Origin of the sequence: Pseudomonas reactans (genome assembly GCF_013387025.1) — a bacterium.
GTDB lineage: Bacteria > Pseudomonadota > Gammaproteobacteria > Pseudomonadales > Pseudomonadaceae > Aquipseudomonas > Aquipseudomonas reactans.
The window spans coordinates 314259-333151 of sequence record NZ_JACAQP010000013.1 but is presented as its reverse complement, the minus strand read 5'-3'; the positions used below and the strand labels follow the sequence as shown (position 1 = coordinate 333151).

Genomic DNA, 18893 nt, shown 5'->3' with positions numbered 1-18893 from the left:
GGGCTTAGAAGTGTCCTAAAGGCAGTCCCCGTAATAAAAGGAAACCCGCAGCGATGGCGTACTACCGCACTCCTCATGACGTTACCGCTCTGCCCGCCTGGCAAGCGCTCAATCAACATCGCCAAGCCATGCAGGATTTCAGCATGCGCGAAGCGTTCAATGCCGATCCTCAGCGTTTTTCCCAGTTCACCCTGAGCAGCTGCGGACTTTTCCTCGATTACTCGAAAAACCTGATCACCAGCGAAACCCGTGACCTGCTCGTGGGCCTCGCCAAAGAAGTCGGCCTCAAAGACGCGATCGACTCGCTGTACGCCGGCGAACCGGTCAACTCTTCGGAAGGCCGCCCGGCCCTGCACACCGCCTTGCGTCGCCCGGTGGGCGACAAGCTGTCGGTGAATGGCGTGAACATCATGCCGGACGTGCACAAGGTGCTGAACCAGATCACCGACCTGGTCGGCCGCATTCACGATGGCCTGTGGCGTGGCTACACCGAGAAGCCGATCACCGACGTGGTGAACATCGGTATTGGTGGCTCGTTCCTCGGCCCGGAGCTGGTCTCCGAAGCGCTGTTGTCCTACGCCCACAAAGGCGTACGTTGCCACTACCTGGCGAACATCGACGGCAGCGAGTTCCACGAGCTGACCATGAAGCTGCGCGCTGAGACCACCTTGTTCATCGTCTCGTCGAAATCCTTCAACACCCTGGAAACCCTGAAAAACGCCCAGGCCGCACGCGCCTGGTACCTGGCCCAGGGTGGCTCGGAAGCCGAGCTGTACCGCCACTTCATCGCCGTCTCCAGCAACAACGCAGCGGCGGTGGCCTTTGGTATCCGTGAAGAAAACATCTTCCCGATGTGGGACTGGGTCGGCGGTCGTTACTCGCTGTGGTCGGCCATCGGCTTGCCCATCGCCCTGGCGATCGGCATGTCCAACTTCAAGGAACTGCTGTCCGGTGCCTACACCATGGACCAGCATTTCCAGAACGCCCCATTCGAACAGAACATGCCGGTGCTGCTGGGTCTGCTGGGCGTGTGGTACGGCAACTTCTGGGGTGCGCAGAGCCATGCGATCCTGCCGTACGACCACTACCTGCGTAACATCACCAAACACTTGCAACAGTTGGACATGGAATCCAATGGCAAGAGCGTGCGCCAGGACGGTACACCCGTCGCCACTGATACCGGCCCAGTGATCTGGGGTGGCGTAGGTTGCAACGGCCAGCACGCTTACCACCAGTTACTGCACCAGGGGACCCAACTGATCCCGGCCGACTTTATCGTGCCGATCGTCAGCTTCAACCCGGTGTCCGACCACCATCAGTGGCTGTACGCCAACTGCCTGTCCCAGAGCCAGGCGCTGATGCTCGGCAAGACCCGCGCCGAAGCCGAAGCCGAGCTGCGCGACAAGGGCATCCCGGAAGACGAAGTGCAGAAGCTGGCACCGCACAAGGTGATCCCGGGCAACCGTCCGAGCAACACCATTGTGGTCGAGCGCATCAGCCCGCGCCGCTTGGGCGCTCTGGTTGCCATGTATGAGCACAAAGTGTTCGTACAGAGCGTGATCTGGGGTATCAACGCCTTCGACCAATGGGGTGTGGAACTGGGCAAAGAGCTGGGCAAGGGCGTCTATAACCGCCTGACCGGCGCCGAGGAAACCCTGGCCGACGATGCGTCGACCCAGGGCCTGATCAACTACTTCCGCGGTCGTCACCGCGGCTGATCCAGGTATGGCAGGGCCAACGTCCGTTTGGACGTTGGCCTTGAACCCTCCCCTTGCAGGGTGCATCTTTATCACTTGTGGCCAAAACAAGAATAAGGATCGCTCATGTTCGATATCAGCACGTTCCCCACCGCCGATGCCGTCCGCCGGGCTGCGCAACTCAGTCAAGAGGACTATCAGCGCCTCTACCGCCAATCCATCGAACAGCCGGACACCTTCTGGGCTGAACAGGCCAAAGGCTTTCTCGACTGGATAACCCCCTGGCACACCGTTCAACGCTCAGACATCAACACCGGCGCAGCCCAATGGTTTGCCGGCGGCCAGTTGAACGTCAGCTACAACTGCATTGATCGTCACCTGGCACAACGTGCCAACCAACCGGCCTTCATCTGGGAAGGCGATGATCCGACAAAATCTTCCAAAATCACCTACCGCCAACTGCACCAGAACGTCAGCCGCCTGGCCAATGTGCTGAAAAGCCGTGGCGTAAAGAAAGGCGACCGGGTGTGTATCTACATGCCGATGATCCCGGAAGCGGCCTACGCCATGCTCGCCTGCACGCGGATCGGCGCGGTGCATTCCGTGGTGTTTGGCGGCTTCTCGCCGGATGCCTTGCGTGACCGTATTCTCGACGCCGACTGCCGCACCGTAATCACTGCGGACGAAGGCGTGCGCGGCGGTAAACCGGTAGCGCTGAAGCAGAATGTCGACAAAGCCCTGGCCAGTTGCCCGAATGTAAGCACGGTGCTGGTGGTAGAGCGCACTGGAGCGACCGTCAACTGGAGCGAAGGCCGTGATCTCAAGTATCAACAAGCCCTGGATGCGGCCAGCAGCGACTGCCCGCCCGAGCCAATGGACGCCGAAGACCCGCTGTTCATCCTCTACACCTCCGGCAGCACCGGCAAACCCAAGGGCGTGCTGCACACCACCGGCGGCTACCTGCTGCAAGCCGCAATGACCTTCAAATACGTGCTCGACTACCGCGAGGGCGAAGTGTTCTGGTGCACCGCCGATGTGGGCTGGGTCACCGGCCACAGTTACATCGTGTACGGCCCGCTGGCCAACGGCGCGACTTCGTTGATGTTCGAAGGCGTGCCGAGCTACCCGGACAGCTCGCGCTTCTGGCAAGTGATCGACAAGCATAAGGTCAACATCTTCTACACCGCGCCCACCGCCTTGCGTGCTTTGATGCGCGAGGGTCACGGCCCGCTGGAGAACACCTCTCGCGCCAGCCTGCGCCTGCTGGGCAGTGTTGGCGAACCGATCAACCCGGAAGCCTGGGACTGGTACTTCAATGCCGTCGGCGAACAACGCTGCCCGATCGTGGACACCTGGTGGCAGACCGAGACCGGCGGCATCATGCTCAGCCCCTTGGTCAGCGCACAGCGTATCAAGCCCGGCTGCGCGACCCAGCCGATGTTTGGCGTACACCCCGTGTTGCTTGACGAACAGGGCAAGGAATTCAGTGGGGCCGGCAGCGGCGTACTGGCGATCAAAGCGAGCTGGCCAGGGCAGATCCGCAGCGTGTACGGCGATCCGCAGCGCATGATCGACACCTATTTCAAACCCTACCCCGGCTACTACTTCACCGGAGACGGCGCACGCCGCGATGAAGACGGCGACTACTGGATCACCGGGCGCATCGACGATGTGATCAACGTGTCCGGCCACCGCATCGGCACCGCTGAGGTAGAAAGCGCGCTGGTGCTGCATGATCTGGTAGCCGAGGCCGCCGTGGTGGGCTACCCCCATGACGTTAAAGGCCAAGGCATCTATGCGTTTGTCACGCCCATGAATGGGGTGGAACCCGACGATGCGCTGAAAAAACACTTGCTGGAGCTGGTCAGCAAGGAAATCGGCAGCTTTGCCAAGCCGGAACTGATCCAATGGGCCCCGGCCTTGCCGAAAACCCGTTCCGGCAAGATCATGCGCAGGATTTTGCGCAAGATCGCCTGCAACGAACTCGATAGCCTCGGTGATACCTCGACCCTGGCCGACCCGAGCGTGGTGGATGGCCTGATCGATAAACGCCTGAACCGATAGGAACCCCTGAGTCGCCATGGAATTTATCCGCAGCCGTATCGAAAACCAGCTGATGAGCCTGACCGGCCTGTCGCTGGGCCAATTGGACCTGGAAAACCCCAAGGGCGACCCCGGTCTATTCGGGCCCGACTCGGTGAGCTGGCAGGTCCATGGCGACTTCAGCAGCATGCTTATCGGCGGCATCAGCGCCTTGATGCTGCAAGCTTTGCACCCATTGGCCCTGGCGGGCGTGTGGGACCATTCAAATTTTCGCCAGGACATGCTCGGACGCCTGCGGCGTACCTCGCAGTTCATCTCCGGCACCACCTTCGGCTCGCGCAAAGACGCCGAATGGCTGATCGAAAAAGTCCGCACCATTCACCTGCAGGTCGTCGGCCACGCTCCGGACGGGCGACCTTATGCGGCCAGCGACCCGGAGTTGCTGACCTGGGTGCATGTGGCCGAGGTCAGTAACTTCCTCGCCGCTCACCTGCGCTATCGCAACCCGAATCTGTCCGGTCGAGACCAGGACCGTTACTACAGTGAAATTGCCTTGGTCGCCGAACAGTTGGGCGCGCGGCATGTTCCGCGTTCTCGGCAGGAAGTTTCGGATTATCTGGCGCGCATCCGCCCGCAATTACTGTGCGACGATCGCAGCCGCGAAGTACTGCGCTTGCTCTTGAATGCGCCCTCCCCCAGCCTGCTGGCCAAACCCTTCGGCAGCCTGATGATGCAGGCCGGCATCGACCTGCTGCCGGATTGGGCCAGCACCATGCTCGATCAGCACCAGAGCCCGCTGCAACGCCAGATGATCCGTGCCGGGGTCAGGCGCAGTGCGCCAATGCTGCGTTGGGCGATGCGCAATGGTTCAGTGCAACGTGCCCATCGGCGGATGGGGTTGATGTAGGCGGCGGCGCATAGCTGTTAAACTTCGCGCCCTCATTTCCCCAGCAAGGCGCGCTCCATGTCTCCTCTGAATCAGGCGCTGCGCGCCGCCCTCGATCATCGCCAAGACCTGATCCATGAGCTGCACGCCCAAGGCACCGACTGTTACCGCCTGTTCCATGGCAGCCAGGAAGGCGCCGGCGGCCTGACCATCGACCGCTACGGCCCGCAATTGCTGGTGCAGAGCTTCCACCAATCCCTGGACACCGCAGAGTTGCTGGATCTGCATCAACAAGTCAACCAATCCATGGGCCTGGAATTGTTGCTGGTGTACAACGACCGTTCCCGTGGCAACTCACGCATCGACCGCGAAGACACGGTTTATCGTGCCGAGCCCGCTGCACTGGAAGACCTGATCGGCCATGAGTGGGGCCTCAATTACCGCGTGCGCGGCCGCCATGCCGGGCAGGACCCGCTGCTGTTCCTGGATTTGCGCAATACCCGTGGCTGGGTCAAGGCCCACAGCGCCGGCAAAAGCGTGCTGAACCTGTTCGCGTATACCTGCGGAGTTGGCCTGAGCGCGGCCGCTGGCGGTGCGCGCGAGGTGTGCAACCTGGACTTCGCCGAGGGCAACCTGGCGGTCGGGCGCGAAAATGGCCTGCTGAACCCCCAGTTGCCGACCATGCAGTTCGTGCAGTCGGATTACTTCCCGGCGATCCGCCAATTGGCCGGCCTGCCGATCACCCAACGACGCGGGCAAAAGCTGCCAAGTTACCCGCGCCTGGAACAACGTCAATACGACCTGGTGCTGCTCGACCCGCCAGCCTGGGCCAAGAGTGCTTTCGGCACCGTCGACCTGCTGCGCGACTACCAGAGCCTGCTCAAGCCCGCGTTGCTGGCTACCGCCGACGATGGCGTGTTGATCTGCTGCAACAACCTGGCGAAAGTCAGCATGGAGGACTGGCGCGAACAAGTGCTGCGTTGCGCGGAAAAGGCCGGACGCCCCGTACGAGACTGGAAAATCATGACGCCAGGCGCGGACTTTCCCTCACAGGATCAACAACCCCCGCTGAAAACCCTGATACTGCAGCTGTAAGACGTTTCCCAAAGGACCCGTTCTTCGGAACCGAAATCCCGTGCCATACTCCAAGGCACTCTTGTTTGACATAGATGGCGCCGCCCCATGCCCAAAGGATTGATTCGCGCCGCTGGCGCCTTGTTGATTGCCCTTGCCCTGTACAGCTTGCTGGGTTTCCTGATTCTCCCTGGTATCGCGCTGCGCATTGCCAACCAGCAACTGGCCAATTACGCCACGGTGCCGGCACGGATCGAGCGGATCGAGCTCAACCCGTTCAGCCTGGAAGTGACGGCATGGGGGCTGAAAATCGGTGAACCCGGCAAGGAACAGGTGGGTTTCGAGCGCCTCTACGCCAACCTGCAGATCGACAGCCTCTGGACACGCGCCCTGCACCTTGCAGATGTACAACTGGACAAACCCAAGACCGAGCTGTTGTTTGACAAGTCCGGCCAGTTGAACCTCGCGCAGTTGTTCAAGCTGCCGCCCAGCGAGCCCACCCCGACCGATCCGAATGCCAAGCCGTTTCCGCTGCGCATCGACAGCATCAAGCTGGCCGGCGGCTATGTGCATTTTGAAGACTTGCGCCCCAGCGAACCCATCGAATTCCTTTACGACAAGCTCGACTTCGAGCTGAAAAACCTCAGCACCCTGCCTGAAGACAACGCCGACATGACGTTGGTAGCGGCCGGGCCTGCTGGCGGGCAGATCGACTGGAAAGGTAATTTCAGCCTGGTGCCGATCACCTCCGAAGGCACGTTGAAAGTCACCGATGGCAAGATGAAAGCCTGGTGGCCCTACGTACGCGACGCCCTGCCATTGGTGCTGGAAGACGGTGTGCTCAACTTCAGCACCGAGTACAAGTTCAGCCTGGCCAAAGAGACTGAACTGAACCTGACCAACACCGCCGCGAGCATTGCACCATTCGCCATCAAGGCGCCGGACGGCCGCCCACTGGTGCGCCTGGAACGCCTGGATGTCAGCGAGACCACGGTGGATCTGGCCAAGCAGCAAGTGGTGGTCGGCAAGATCCGCAGCAACAAACTGGAAACCTGGGCGGCACTTGAGTCCGACGGGCAACTGGACTGGCAAAAACTATTCGCCAGCCAGCCGAGCAAACCGGCCAAGGCACCTGAACCTGCCACCGCACCAGCCACCGCCGACTCGCCAAAGGCTGAACCCGCGGCACCAGGCAAACCCTGGCAAGTGCTGCTCAAGGACGTGCAACTGCGTAACTATCAGGTGCATTTGGCTGACCGCCAGGCCAAGCCTGCGGTCGCGCTTGAAGTGGGCCCGCTGAACGTCGATGTGCAGAATTTCGATAGTCTCAACCAGAGCCCCTTCACGCTGAAAGTCGACACCGGCCTGGGCAAGCAAGGCAAGGTCCAGGCGACGGGCGAGTCAACCTCAACCCGGTCAGCGCCAAGCTGAAAGTGAATACCCAGGACATCGATCTGCGGGTCGCCCAGTCCTATATCAGCCCGTTCATCCGCCTGGAACTGCGTAGCGGTATGCTCGGCAGCAATCTCGATGTGAACCTGAAAAGCACTGATCCTTTGAAGCTCCAGGTCACAGGCAGAGCGCAGGTCGACCAGTTGCACACCCTGGACACCCTCAAGACCCGCGACTTCCTCAAATGGCAGCGCCTGGTGCTAGAAGGCGTGAACTATCAACACGGTGACAGCCTGTCGATCGACAAGGTCAACCTACTGCAACCCTATGCACGTTTCATGATCAACGATGACCGCACCACCAACGTGGATGACCTGTTGATCCCGCAACCCGCCGACAAAACACCCAAGCCCGCCAGCAAGGAAAAACCCTTGGGCATTCGCATCGGGCAGATTGCGATCAATGACGGTTCGGCCAACTTTGCCGACTTCAGCCTCACACCCAACTTCGCCACGGCGATTCAACAGCTCAACGGGCAGATCGGCACCATCGACAGTCGCCAGGCCAAACCGGCCAGCGTCGATATCAAGGGTAAGGTGGATCGTTATGCGCCGGTGACCATCAAGGGCAGCGTGAACCCGTTCGACCCGATGGCGGCGTTGGATATTGCAACCAGCTTCAAACGCGTAGAACTCACCACACTCACGCCTTACTCTGGCAAGTTCGCCGGTTTCCGTATCCGCAAGGGACGGCTGAACCTCGATCTGCACTACGTGATCACCAAGGGCCAGCTAAAGGCCGAGAACAAAGTGGTGGTCGAGCAATTGCAATTGGGCGAGAAGGTCGACAGCGCCGATGCCGTGGACTTGCCGATTCGCCTGGCAATTGCGTTGCTCAAGGACACTGACGGCAAAATCTCGATCGAACTGCCGGTGACAGGTGATCTGAATAACCCGCAGTTCAGTGTGATGCCGATTGTCTGGCAGACCCTGCGAAACCTGGTGGTGCGTGCAGCGACGGCGCCCTTCAAGTTTATCGGCGGGCTGGTGACGGGTGGCGGCTCGGAAGACCTTGGCAACGTGTCGTTCGCCGCCGGCTCCAGCGAACTGAACAAGGATGCTGAAGGCGCCCTGAACACCTTGGCTAAAGCGCTGAAAGAGCGCCCTACCCTGCGCCTGGAAATTGAAGGCACAGCGGCAGCCAGCAGCGATGGCCCATTCATCGCTGCCGAGCGACTGGAGCGGGAATACCAATACAACTACTACAAGATTCTTCAGCGTCGTGGGGACAAGGTTCCCGCCCAGGCCTCGTTGCTTGTCGTACCCGAGAAAGAAAAAGCGCCATTGCTGGAAGGCATCTACCGTACTCGCCTGAAACAGCAGCCACCGGCCGAATGGAAGGACCTGAGCAGCGATGATCGTAGCGCCAAACTTCGTGACGGCGTGATCAAGTTCTGGAGTGGCAGCGACGTGCTGCTGCGCCAACTCGGCCAGGACCGCGCCAGCACCATCAAGGACTACCTGGTGGACAAAGGTCAGTTGGAAGATGATCGGGTGTATTTCATCGATGCCAACTTGGGTCAGGCCGAGAAGGATGGTCGGGTCGTTACACCTATGCATCTGGACGCCGAATAACCCCCTTGTTGGACCTAGTGCTGAAGAGGTAAAGAGTAATCTGTGGCGAGGGAGCTTGCTCCCGTTGGACTGCGTAGCAGTCCCATTTTTGGGGCCGCTTCGCGGCCCAACGGGAGCAAGCTCCCTCGCCACAAGTGCACTGCCCTTCTCCAAGTGAACAGCATTGCCTTATAGCAGCCGCCCAGAATAGAACAGGCCCCGACACAAGTGCCGGGGCCTGTAATGACCACATCCGTGTGGTCGGTCGCATGAACTCCAGAGGTGCATCAGGTGGATATCTAGCTCACCCTAAGCCGCCGCCATTCAGTTCAGACGAAACGGGTGCGTTACTCTGCTTTCAGGCCGTCGGCCGATACAGCTTTAACGCCTTTGATTTTCTTGGTGATGTTCACCGCGGTAGTTTTCTGGGCTTCGGTCACGGCAGTGGCCGACGACAGGGAAACAACACCTTTGTTGGTTTCGACTTTGATATCGGTACCAGGAATGCCTTTCTCGGTTACCAGATCAGCTTTGACTTTGGTGGTGATCCAAGTATCCGAGGTCGACTCTTTAGCGCTAGCAGCTGCGCCCTTGGTTTTATCGATACCGTCAGCTTTGGTAGCGCCGCCAGCCAGCAGGCCATCAGCAGAAACAGCAGTGACGCCTTTGATTTTCTTGGTGATGGCTACAGCGGTAGCTTTTTGCGAGTCCGAAATAGCGACTTCGGAGGACAGGGAAACCACGCCTTTGTTGGTTTCTACCTTGATGTCCGAACCAGGAATACCCTTCTCGGTCAGCAGGTCAGCTTTCACTTTGGTGGTGATCCAAGTATCCGAGGTGGACTCTTTAGCCTTGGTCACTTCACCGGCCGCCAGCGTCATAGGGGCTTGGGAAGTCTGAGCAAAGGCTACGTTAGCACCCATGGCCAGGGTCAGAGCGGTAGCAGTAGCGAGAGCGAACTTCTTCATACGAGTAACTCCTGTTTTATTAAAAGTCTGCAGTACGTAAACCTTGATGCTGCAGCGTTAACAGGGTTATTGCAGGCAGTGTGCCAAGTCTGAACAGCCAATAAAATCCATATAAAACAATAACTTATAAAAACAAGGAATTTCCGAAATCGTGCAAGTTGCATGAATGCTATCGTGTCTGCATGCAAGTTGCGGCTTTTGTCTTCAGCTAAACGGCTGATTTCCCGGCATTTTCCAACGCCCATAAAAAAAGGACTCCGAGGAGTCCCTTTTTCAGCTGAAAGCTCGGGGGTGATTAAACGCCCGAAGCCTTGGCTGCTGCTACGTCCTTGATGGACAGCTTGATACGGCCGCGGTTGTCCACGTCCAGTACCAGCACTTCCACTTCCTGGCCTTCCTTCAGGATGTCGGTCACTTTCTCAACGCGAGCGTCGCTCAGCATGGAGATGTGAACCAGACCGTCCTTGCCCGGCAGGATGTTGACGAATGCGCCGAAGTCGACGATGCGTTCAACCTTACCGACGTAGATCTTGCCGATCTCGGCCTCAGCAGTGATGCCCAGGACGCGCTGACGTGCTGCTTCAGCCGCTTCCTTGGTTTCACCGAAGATCTTGATCGAGCCATCGTCTTCGATGTCGATCGAAGCCTTGGTCTCTTCACAGATCGCACGGATAGTCGCGCCGCCTTTACCGATGACATCACGGATTTTGTCGGTGTCGATTTTCATCGCGATCATGGTCGGAGCATTTTCCGACAGTTCGGTACGGGACTGACCAATGATTTGGTTCATCTGACCGAGGATGTTCAGGCGCGCTTCCAGGGCTTGGCCCAGGGCGATTTCCATGATTTCTTCGGTGATGCCCTTGATCTTGATGTCCATCTGCAGCGCGGTAACACCTTTAGCGGTACCGGCTACTTTGAAGTCCATGTCACCCAGGTGGTCTTCGTCACCCAGGATGTCGGTCAGGATGGCGAACTTCTCGCCTTCTTTAACCAGGCCCATGGCGATACCGGCAACCGGCGCCTTCATCGGCACGCCTGCGTCCATCAGCGCCAGGGAAGCACCGCAAACGGAAGCCATGGAGCTGGAACCGTTGGACTCGGTGATTTCCGACACAACACGGATGGTGTACGGGAACACGTCAGCGGCAGGCAGCATGGCGGCGATCGAACGACGGGCCAGACGGCCGTGACCGATTTCGCGACGACCAGCGCCACCCATGCGACCACACTCGCCCACCGAGAACGGAGGGAAGTTGTAGTGCAGCATGAACGGGTCTTTTTTCTCGCCTTCCAGGGTGTCCAGCAGTTGTGCGTCACGGGCGGTGCCCAGGGTCGCGACTACCAGAGCCTGGGTTTCACCACGGGTGAACAGCGCCGAACCGTGAGTCTTCGGCAGAACGCCGACTTCGATGTTCAGCGGGCGTACGGTGCGAGTGTCGCGACCGTCGATACGTGGCTTGCCGTTAACGATGTTTTCGCGAACGGTGCGGTATTCGATTTCACCGAAAGCCGCTTTGACGTCGCTGGAGGAAGGCTGGCCTTCTTCACCGGACAGCTTGGCCACAACCTGATCCTTCAACTCGCCCAGGCGAGCGTAACGGTCGGCTTTGACGGTGATGGTATAGGCGTCGGAGATGGCAGCGCCGAACTCGGAGCGGATCGCGCCCAGCAGTTCGGTGGCTTCAGCTTGTGGAGCCCAGGTCCAGGTTGGCTTGGCAGCTTCGGCAGCCAGCTCGGTGACGGCCTTGATGACAGCCTGGAACTCGTCGTGGGCGAACAGCACGGCGCCCAGCATCTGGTCTTCGGTCAGCTCTTTGGCTTCCGATTCAACCATCAGCACGGCTTCCGAGGTACCGGCAACGACCATGTCCAGGCTCGACGCTTTCTGTTGCTCGTAGGTCGGGTTCAGCAGGTAGCCGGTGCTTTCGTGGAAAGCAACGCGAGCTGCGCCGATCGGGCCATCGAAAGGAATGCCGGAGATGGCCAGGGCAGCCGAAGTACCGATCATCGCAGCGATGTCCGGATCGGTCTTTTTGCTGGTGGAAACGACGGTGCAGACAACCTGCACTTCGTTCATGAAGCCTTCTGGGAACAGCGGACGGATCGGACGGTCGATCAGTCGGGAAGTCAGGGTTTCTTTCTCGGAAGGACGGCCTTCGCGCTTGAAGAAACCGCCAGGGATCTTACCGGCAGCGTAAGTCTTTTCCTGGTAGTGAACGGACAGAGGGAAGAAGCCTTTGCTCGGGTCAGCGGTCTTGGCGCCAACCACGGTCACCAGAACGGTAACGTCGTCGTCAACGGTAACCAGCACTGCGCCGGAGGCTTGACGGGCGATACGGCCTGTCTCGAGGGTAACGGTCGACTGACCGAACTGGAATTTTTTGATAACCGGGTTCACGGTGTCCTACCTTCTTTGTGGCTCTTGGGGGAACTTGTCTTCTTGCGAAATTCTTGGGCAATGTCGGGAATCGGCCCGAACCTGGTCCAGAGTAAAACGTGTGTCCAGATAAAACTTGAGGCTGGGAGCCTACCATGCGCCAGCGGGAATCCCACTGACACACGGCAGACAACCAACCTCTAGCGCAATCGCTTATTAGCGACGCAGACCCAGGCGACCGATCAGAGTCTGATAACGACCCAGATCCTTGCCTTTCAGGTAGTCCAGCAGCTTACGGCGCTGGTTTACCATGCGGATCAGACCACGACGGGAGTGGTGATCTTTACCGTTGGCCTTGAAGTGACCTTGCAGCTTGTTGATGTTGTGGGTCAGCAGTGCAACTTGCACTTCTGGCGAACCAGTGTCACCAACAGCTTGCTGATAGTCAGCAACGATTTGTGCTTTTTCTTGAACGTCGAGAGCCATGAGGCAATCCTTTTTTCAGGAAACCACCCAAAGGGCAGTTTCAACAGGCCAGGGACAAATCCCTGTATCTAAAAATGAGTGTTGACCGTGCCTGTTAACAGCCACACTCGTCCGGTCATTCTGACCGAATCAGTCGACGTGGCGCGATGCGCCCGTCTTCGCTCACTTCACCGATACCGATGAAGCGACCATTATGATCCTGTACCCGCACCATGCCGAACTTCGGGGCATCCGGGGCACGTACCGGCTGGCCGTTGAGCCAGTAGAACGCGCTGTGCTCCGAGAAGTGCAGCAATGGCCAATCCAGCAAACCGCTGTCCGATGGCATCAGGAAGCGATCAACCGCTTCGTTGCCGCCTTCGGCGTGTACGGCTTCCAACTCTTCCAGCGTGACCGTCTGGGCCAGGCTGAAAGGGCCGGCCTGGGTGCGTCGCAGTTCTGCAACGTACGCACCGCAACCGAGCTTCTCACCAATATCTTCCACCAGGGTACGGATATAGGTGCCTTTGCTGCAGTCCACGGCCAGGCGGGCAGTGTCGCCTTCACAGGCGAGCAATTCCAAGCGCGCAATAGTAACAGAACGCGGTTCGCGCTCCACTACTTCGCCCGCACGTGCCAGCTTGTAAAGAGGCTGGCCATCACGCTTGAGCGCCGAGTACATCGGCGGTATCTGACTGATTTGTCCACGAAAACCGGGTAAAGCCGCTTCTATATCTGCACGACCAACGGTCACGTCGCGAACCTGCAGAACATCACCTTCGGCGTCGGCCGTGGTGGTGGTCTTACCCAATTGCATCAGGGTTTCGTACCCCTTGTCGGAATCGAGCAGGTATTGCGAGAACTTGGTGGCCTCGCCAAAGCACAACGGCAGTACACCGGTGGCCAAGGGATCGAGGCTGCCGGTGTGCCCGGCCTTTTCGGCGTTGAGCAGCCAGCGAACCTTCTGCAACGCGGCATTGGAGGTAAATCCAATGGGCTTATCGAGCAGAATGATGCCGCTGACGTTGCGACGGATACGTTTGACCTGAGCCACCGCTTACTCCTTGGCGTCTTCAGGTGTGGACGGGTGCTGGCTGTCTTCAGCCACGGCGCGCTCGATCAGTGCCGACAGGTGCGCGCCACGCACGACGCTTTCGTCGTAGTGGAAATGCAACTGGGGAACACTGCGCAGCTTCATTTCACGGGCCAACTGCATGCGCAGGAAACCTGCAGCCGAGTTGAGCACCTTGATGCTTTGCGCGATTTCTTCGCTGCTGTCCTGCCCCATCACGGTGATGAAGATCTTGGCGTGACCCACGTCACGGCTCACTTCTACGGCGGTGATGGTGACCAGGCCAACGCGGGGGTCTTTGACTTCGCGACGGATCAGTTGGGCCAGCTCGCGCTGCATCTGATCGCCGATACGCTGGGTACGGCTGTATTCTTTTGCCATGTCTTGTTACCTGTTACTGCCACACGGTGAAACCCGTGGGGTCTGAAAGCGGCAAACGCCCGGCCTGACAAAAGCCAGACCGGGCGTTGCGTTTAGAGTCCGTACGCTGCGCGGGGCATTTGCATGCCCACACGCGGCGTGGCTCCGGAAGTGCGCGAGTTAGAGGCTGCGAGCAACCTGAACCTTCTCGAAGACTTCGATCTTGTCGCCCACCTTGACGTCGTTGTAGCTCTTGACGCCGATACCGCATTCCATGCCGGCACGTACTTCGGAAGCGTCATCCTTGAAGCGGCGCAGGGATTCCAGCTCGCCTTCGAAGATAACGATGTCTTCACGCAGTACACGGATTGGACGGTTACGGTGCACAACACCTTCGATAACCATGCAACCGGCGATCGCGCCGAATTTCGGCGAGCGGAACACGTCACGCACCTCGGCCACACCCAGGATGTTCTCCCGGACGTCGCTGCCAAGCATGCCGGTGAGGGCTTTCTTGACGTCTTCGATGATGTCGTAGATGACGTTGTAGTAACGCATGTCCAAGCCTTCCTGCTCGACGATCTTGCGAGCGCCAGCATCGGCACGCACGTTGAAGCCGAACAGTACAGCGTTGGAAGCCAGTGCCAGGTTGGCGTCGGATTCGGTGATACCACCGACACCGCCACCGACAACGCGCACTTGCACTTCGTCGTTACCCAGGCCATTCAAGGCGCCGTTCAACGCTTCGAGGGAACCACGTACGTCAGATTTGAGGACGATGTTAAGCGTCTTCTTCTCTTCCTGACCCATGTTCTCGAAGATGTTTTCCAGCTTGCCGGCGTGAGCACGGGCCAGCTTGACTTCACGGAATTTGCCTTGACGGAACAGAGCCACTTCACGGGCTTTCTTCTCGTCGGCAACCACGCTCATCTCGTCACCAGCGTCCGGCGTACCGTCCAGGCCGAGGATCTCGACCGGGATAGCAGGACCTGCTTCTTTGATTGGCTTGCCGTTCTCGTCGAGCATGGCACGTACACGGCCGTAGTTCGAACCGACCAGTACCATGTCGCCTTGGCGCAGGGTACCGTCTTGAACCAGAACGGTAGCAACCGGGCCACGGCCCTTGTCGAGACGGGACTCAACCACAACACCACGGCCAGGAGCCGATGGCGTAGCGGTCAGTTCCAGAACCTCGGCTTGCAACAGAACGGCTTCGAGCAGTTCGTCAACACCGGTACCCATCTTCGCGGAGACCGGTACGAATGGAGTGTCGCCACCCCACTCTTCGGAGGTCACGCCGTGAACCGACAGTTCGCTACGGATGCGATCAAGATCGGCGCCCGGCTTGTCGATTTTGTTCACTGCGACTACCAACGGAACGCCAGCTGCCTTGGCATGCTGAACGGCTTCGATGGTTTGTGGCATCACGCCGTCGTCCGCTGCAACCACCAGGATCACGATGTCGGTCGCCTTGGCACCACGGGCACGCATTGCGGTAAACGCGGCGTGACCAGGGGTGTCGAGGAACGTCACCATGCCACGGTCGGTTTCAACGTGGTACGCACCGATGTGCTGGGTGATACCACCGGCTTCGCCAGCAGCAACCTTGGCACGACGGATGTAGTCGAGCAGGGATGTTTTACCGTGGTCAACGTGGCCCATTACGGTCACGACTGGTGCACGGGAAACCGCCTCACCTTCAAACTTCAGGGACTCGGCCAGGGAATCTTCCAGGGCGGTGTCGCTGACCAGGGTCACTTTGTGGCCCAATTCCTCAGCCACAAGCTGGGCAGTTTCCTGGTCCAGTACCTGGTTGATGGTGGCCGGAGTACCCAGCTTGAACATGAACTTGATGATTTCAGCTGCCTTGACCGACATCTGTTGGGCGAGGTCGCCCACAGTGATGGTCTCGCCGATCTTCACTTCACGCACGACAGGGCCGGTTGGGCTCTGGAAACCGTGGGCGTTGCGTTTCTTCAGCTTGGCCTTGCCGCGACCACCACGACGGAAGCCATCGCTTTCTTCGTCGGTAGTACGTGGGGCAACGCGTGGAGCAGGCGCTTTCTCTTTGACCGAGGCACGATGCGGAGCGTTTTTGCGCTCGCCATCGCCACCACCGCCACGACGATTGTTATCGTCGGCACGTGGCTTGTCTGGGCGACGGGGTTCGTCACGCTTACGAGCGTCAGCAGCAGGCGCTGGTGCAGCGGCAACCGGAGCGGCCTCACGCACAGCTTCTACAGGAGCGCTAGGCGCGGCGACCGCTTCAGTGGCAGCAGGTTGCGCAGCAGCAGGCTGGCGACGCGCTTCTTCTTCGGCGCGACGCTTGGCTTCTTCTTCAGCCTTCTGACGTGCAGCATTTTCTACTGCGCGACGTTCTTCCAGTTCGCGTTTGCGCTCGGCTTCGATTTCTTCCGGGCTGCGCTGTACGAAGACTTTCTTCTTGCGTACTTCAACGCTGATGCTCTTGCTACCAGCAACACGCAGGGTGCTTGTGGTTTTGCGCTGCAATGTAATCTTGCGCGGTTCTTCCACTTTCGCCTTGTGGCTGCTCTTCAAGTGAGTCAGCAAAGACTGCTTCTCACTATCGCTCACACCTTCATCGGCGGCGGTGTGCGGCAGACCTGCCTCACGCATCTGCTGCAACAGGCGCTCTACCGGTGTTTTGACCTCATCGGCCAGTTGTTTCACCGTGACTTGCGTCATGCACTTCTCTCCTCAGGCCGCGCCTAGTTACTCGAACCAATGGGCTCGGGCGGCCATGATCAACTTGCCGGCACGATCATCGTCAATGCCGTCGATGTCGAGCAGATCGTCAATAGACTGCTCGGCCAGGTCTTCGCGGGTAATTACGCCGCGCACCGCCAGTTCCATCGCCAAATCCTTGTCCATACCCTCAAGCGAGAGCAGGTCTTCGGCCGGATGGGCGTCTGCCAGCTTTTCCTCAGTAGCGATGGCTTTAGTCAACAAACGATCCTTGGCCCGAGCGCGAAGCTCGTTGACGGTGTCTTCGTCAAAGCCGTCGATGTTGAGCATTTCTTCCAACGGTACGTAGGCAATCTCTTCCAGGCTGGTGAAGCCTTCATCTACCAGCACCTGTGCCAGGTCTTCATCGACTTCGAGCTCTTCGATGAAGTTGCGCAGGATGTCACCGGTTTCAGCTTGCTGCTTAGCCTGGATGTCCGATTCGGTCATCACGTTCAGGGTCCAGCCGGTCAGTTGGCTGGCCAGACGCACGTTCTGACCACCACGACCAATGGCCTGAGCCAGATTGTCTGCGCCAACGGCGATGTCCATTGCATGGGCATCTTCGTCAACGATAATTGCCGCCACTTCAGCCGGCGACATGGCGTTGATCACGAACTGCGCCGGGTTATCGTCCCACAGGACGATGTCCACGCGTTCACCGCCCAATTCGCCCGACACTGCCTGGACGCGCGAACCGCGCATACCGATGCAAGCGCCTTGCGGGTCGATGCGTTTGTCCTTGGAGCGGACCGCGATCTTGGCGCGCGAACCCGGGTCGCGGGACGCAGCCATGACTTCGATCAGGCCTTCGGCGATTTCCGGCACTTCGATACGGAACAGCTCGATCAGCATTTCCGGCGCGGTACGCGACAGGATCAACTGAGGGCCGCGGTTCTCGGTGCGGATTTCCTTGAGCAGCGCACGCAGGCGCACGCCGACACGGAAGGTTTCGCGAGAAATGATGTCTTCGCGGGCCAGCAACGCTTCGGCGTTGTTACCCAGGTCGACGATCACGTTGTCGCGGGTCACTTTTTTAACGGTGCCAGAGATGATTTCACCCAGGCGCTCGCGATAAGCGTCAACGACTTGAGCGCGCTCAGCTTCGCGAACCTTCTGCACGATGACCTGCTTGGCGGTCTGTGCAGCAATACGGCCGAATTCGATCGATTCGATCTTTTCTTCGACGACATCACCGACCTTGGCACCAGGATGCGTTTGCGCAACCTTGCTTGGCCAGGTTTCGATGGCCGGATCATCAAGATCGGCTTCTTCGACGACCGTCCAGCGACGGAAAGTCTCATAGGCACCGGTGTGGCGGTTGATTTCCACACGCAGATCAACTTCGTCTTCAAAACGCTTTTTGGTAGCAGTGGCCAGGGCCAGCTCCAGCGCTTCAAAAATCACGTTTGCCGGTACGCCCTTTTCATTGGATACCGACTCAACAACCAGCAGTACTTCTTTGCTCATCGTACGCCTCGCCTTTCGCAAGCCATTGGATCCGCGGGATCCGCGTCTCAGTCAAAACTGGGAATAATGTTGGCCTTGTCGATCATATCGATCGGCAACAGGAACTCATGGTCTTCTACCTGCACCACGACATCCTGTTCTTCTACACCGCGCAGAAGGCCCTGAAAGTTGCGTCGCCCTTCAAAGGGAGATCGCAGCTTGATCTTCACTTGTTCACCGGCAAATTTTGCAAACTGCTCAATAGTGAACAGTGGGCGTTCCATGCCTGGCGAGGAAACTTCGAGGGTGTATTCAACGGAGATCGGATCTTCAACATCCAGCACACCGCTGATCTGACGGCTGACAATGGCACAATCGTCCACCAGCACGCCGCCCTCTTTATCGATATAAACGCGCAACATTGAGTGGCGACCTTGAGCCGAAAACTCAATACCCCAGCATTCATAGCCTAGGGCCACGACCACCGGGGCCAGCAAGGCCTGCAACTCTTCTAGCTTGCTCGACACCTGAACCCCCTCGTGCATGTATGTGCATGCTGTGCAAAATAAAAAAATGGGCGAAACGCCCATCCTTGAAACGCCGTCGAACAGCGGCGTTGAAAGTGTCCAGCTAACAAAAAGCCCCTTAAAAGGGGCTCCGCTAAAACTGGTTGCGGGGGCCGGATTTGAACCGACGACCTTCGGGTTATGAGCCCGACGAGCTACCAGACTGCTCCACCCCGCGACAAA

Annotated in this window: 12 protein-coding genes, 1 tRNA gene and 1 pseudogene; 5 read left to right on the top strand and 9 right to left on the bottom strand. The window is 58.8% G+C overall.

From position 1 onward, the window contains the following. The first annotated feature begins 53 nt into the window (after window positions 1-53). The 5 genes and pseudogenes from pgi (at window position 54) to HX793_RS16575 (ending at window position 8726) form a co-directional block, all read left to right on the top strand. Complete coding sequence (gene pgi, locus HX793_RS16595) at window positions 54-1718, top strand: glucose-6-phosphate isomerase (protein ID WP_016976832.1); 1665 nt, start codon at window positions 54-56, stop codon at window positions 1716-1718. Window positions 1719-1823: 105 nt separating this feature from the next. Then, complete coding sequence (acs, locus tag HX793_RS16590; RefSeq protein ID WP_177053171.1) at window positions 1824-3761, top strand: acetate--CoA ligase; 1938 nt, start codon at window positions 1824-1826, stop codon at window positions 3759-3761. 16 nt (window positions 3762-3777) lie between these two features. After that, window positions 3778-4647: an oxygenase MpaB family protein gene (locus HX793_RS16585; protein WP_016976830.1), complete on the top strand. Its 870-nt coding sequence runs from the start codon at window positions 3778-3780 to the stop codon at window positions 4645-4647. Window positions 4648-4704: 57 nt separating this feature from the next. Then, a complete protein-coding gene (locus HX793_RS16580; protein WP_016976829.1) occupies window positions 4705-5721 on the top strand; it encodes a class I SAM-dependent rRNA methyltransferase in 1017 nt (338 codons plus the stop codon). Window positions 5722-5808: 87 nt separating this feature from the next. Continuing rightward, window positions 5809-8726, top strand: a pseudogene (locus HX793_RS16575) (DUF748 domain-containing protein). 326 nt (window positions 8727-9052) lie between these two features. On the opposite strand, the gene HX793_RS16570 reads toward HX793_RS16575, so the two are convergent. The 9 genes from HX793_RS16570 to HX793_RS16530 all read right to left on the bottom strand — a co-directional run bounded on the left by HX793_RS16570 (window position 9053) and on the right by HX793_RS16530 (window position 18888). Further along, the gene (locus tag HX793_RS16570; RefSeq protein ID WP_016976827.1) at window positions 9053-9673 is read right to left on the bottom strand and encodes a BON domain-containing protein; all 621 of its coding nucleotides are present in this window, start codon (window positions 9671-9673) and stop codon (window positions 9053-9055) included. A gap of 295 nt (window positions 9674-9968) precedes the next feature. Then, complete coding sequence (gene pnp, locus HX793_RS16565) at window positions 9969-12074, bottom strand: polyribonucleotide nucleotidyltransferase (protein ID WP_016976826.1); 2106 nt, start codon at window positions 12072-12074, stop codon at window positions 9969-9971. A gap of 195 nt (window positions 12075-12269) precedes the next feature. After that, window positions 12270-12539 carry a 30S ribosomal protein S15 gene (rpsO, locus tag HX793_RS16560; RefSeq protein WP_003177875.1) on the bottom strand — a complete coding sequence of 90 codons (270 nt, stop codon included), beginning with the start codon at window positions 12537-12539 and terminating at the stop codon, window positions 12270-12272. Between the two features lie 115 nt (window positions 12540-12654). Then, complete coding sequence (gene truB / locus HX793_RS16555) at window positions 12655-13572, bottom strand: tRNA pseudouridine(55) synthase TruB (protein ID WP_016976825.1); 918 nt, start codon at window positions 13570-13572, stop codon at window positions 12655-12657. Between the two features lie 3 nt (window positions 13573-13575). Continuing rightward, window positions 13576-13971 (bottom strand): 30S ribosome-binding factor RbfA, encoded by a 396-nt coding sequence (gene rbfA, locus HX793_RS16550; RefSeq protein ID WP_016973761.1) that lies wholly within the window; start codon window positions 13969-13971, stop codon window positions 13576-13578. A 159-nt stretch (window positions 13972-14130) separates the two neighbouring features. Continuing rightward, window positions 14131-16656 (bottom strand): translation initiation factor IF-2, encoded by a 2526-nt coding sequence (gene infB, locus HX793_RS16545; RefSeq protein WP_016976824.1) that lies wholly within the window; start codon window positions 16654-16656, stop codon window positions 14131-14133. 27 nt (window positions 16657-16683) lie between these two features. After that, a complete protein-coding gene (gene nusA, locus HX793_RS16540; RefSeq protein ID WP_010206599.1) occupies window positions 16684-18165 on the bottom strand; it encodes a transcription termination factor NusA in 1482 nt (493 codons plus the stop codon). A gap of 47 nt (window positions 18166-18212) precedes the next feature. Then, complete coding sequence (gene rimP, locus HX793_RS16535; RefSeq protein WP_038843818.1) at window positions 18213-18671, bottom strand: ribosome maturation factor RimP; 459 nt, start codon at window positions 18669-18671, stop codon at window positions 18213-18215. A 140-nt stretch (window positions 18672-18811) separates the two neighbouring features. Then, a tRNA-Met gene (locus HX793_RS16530) sits at window positions 18812-18888 on the bottom strand. Window positions 18889-18893: the final 5 nt, after the last annotated feature.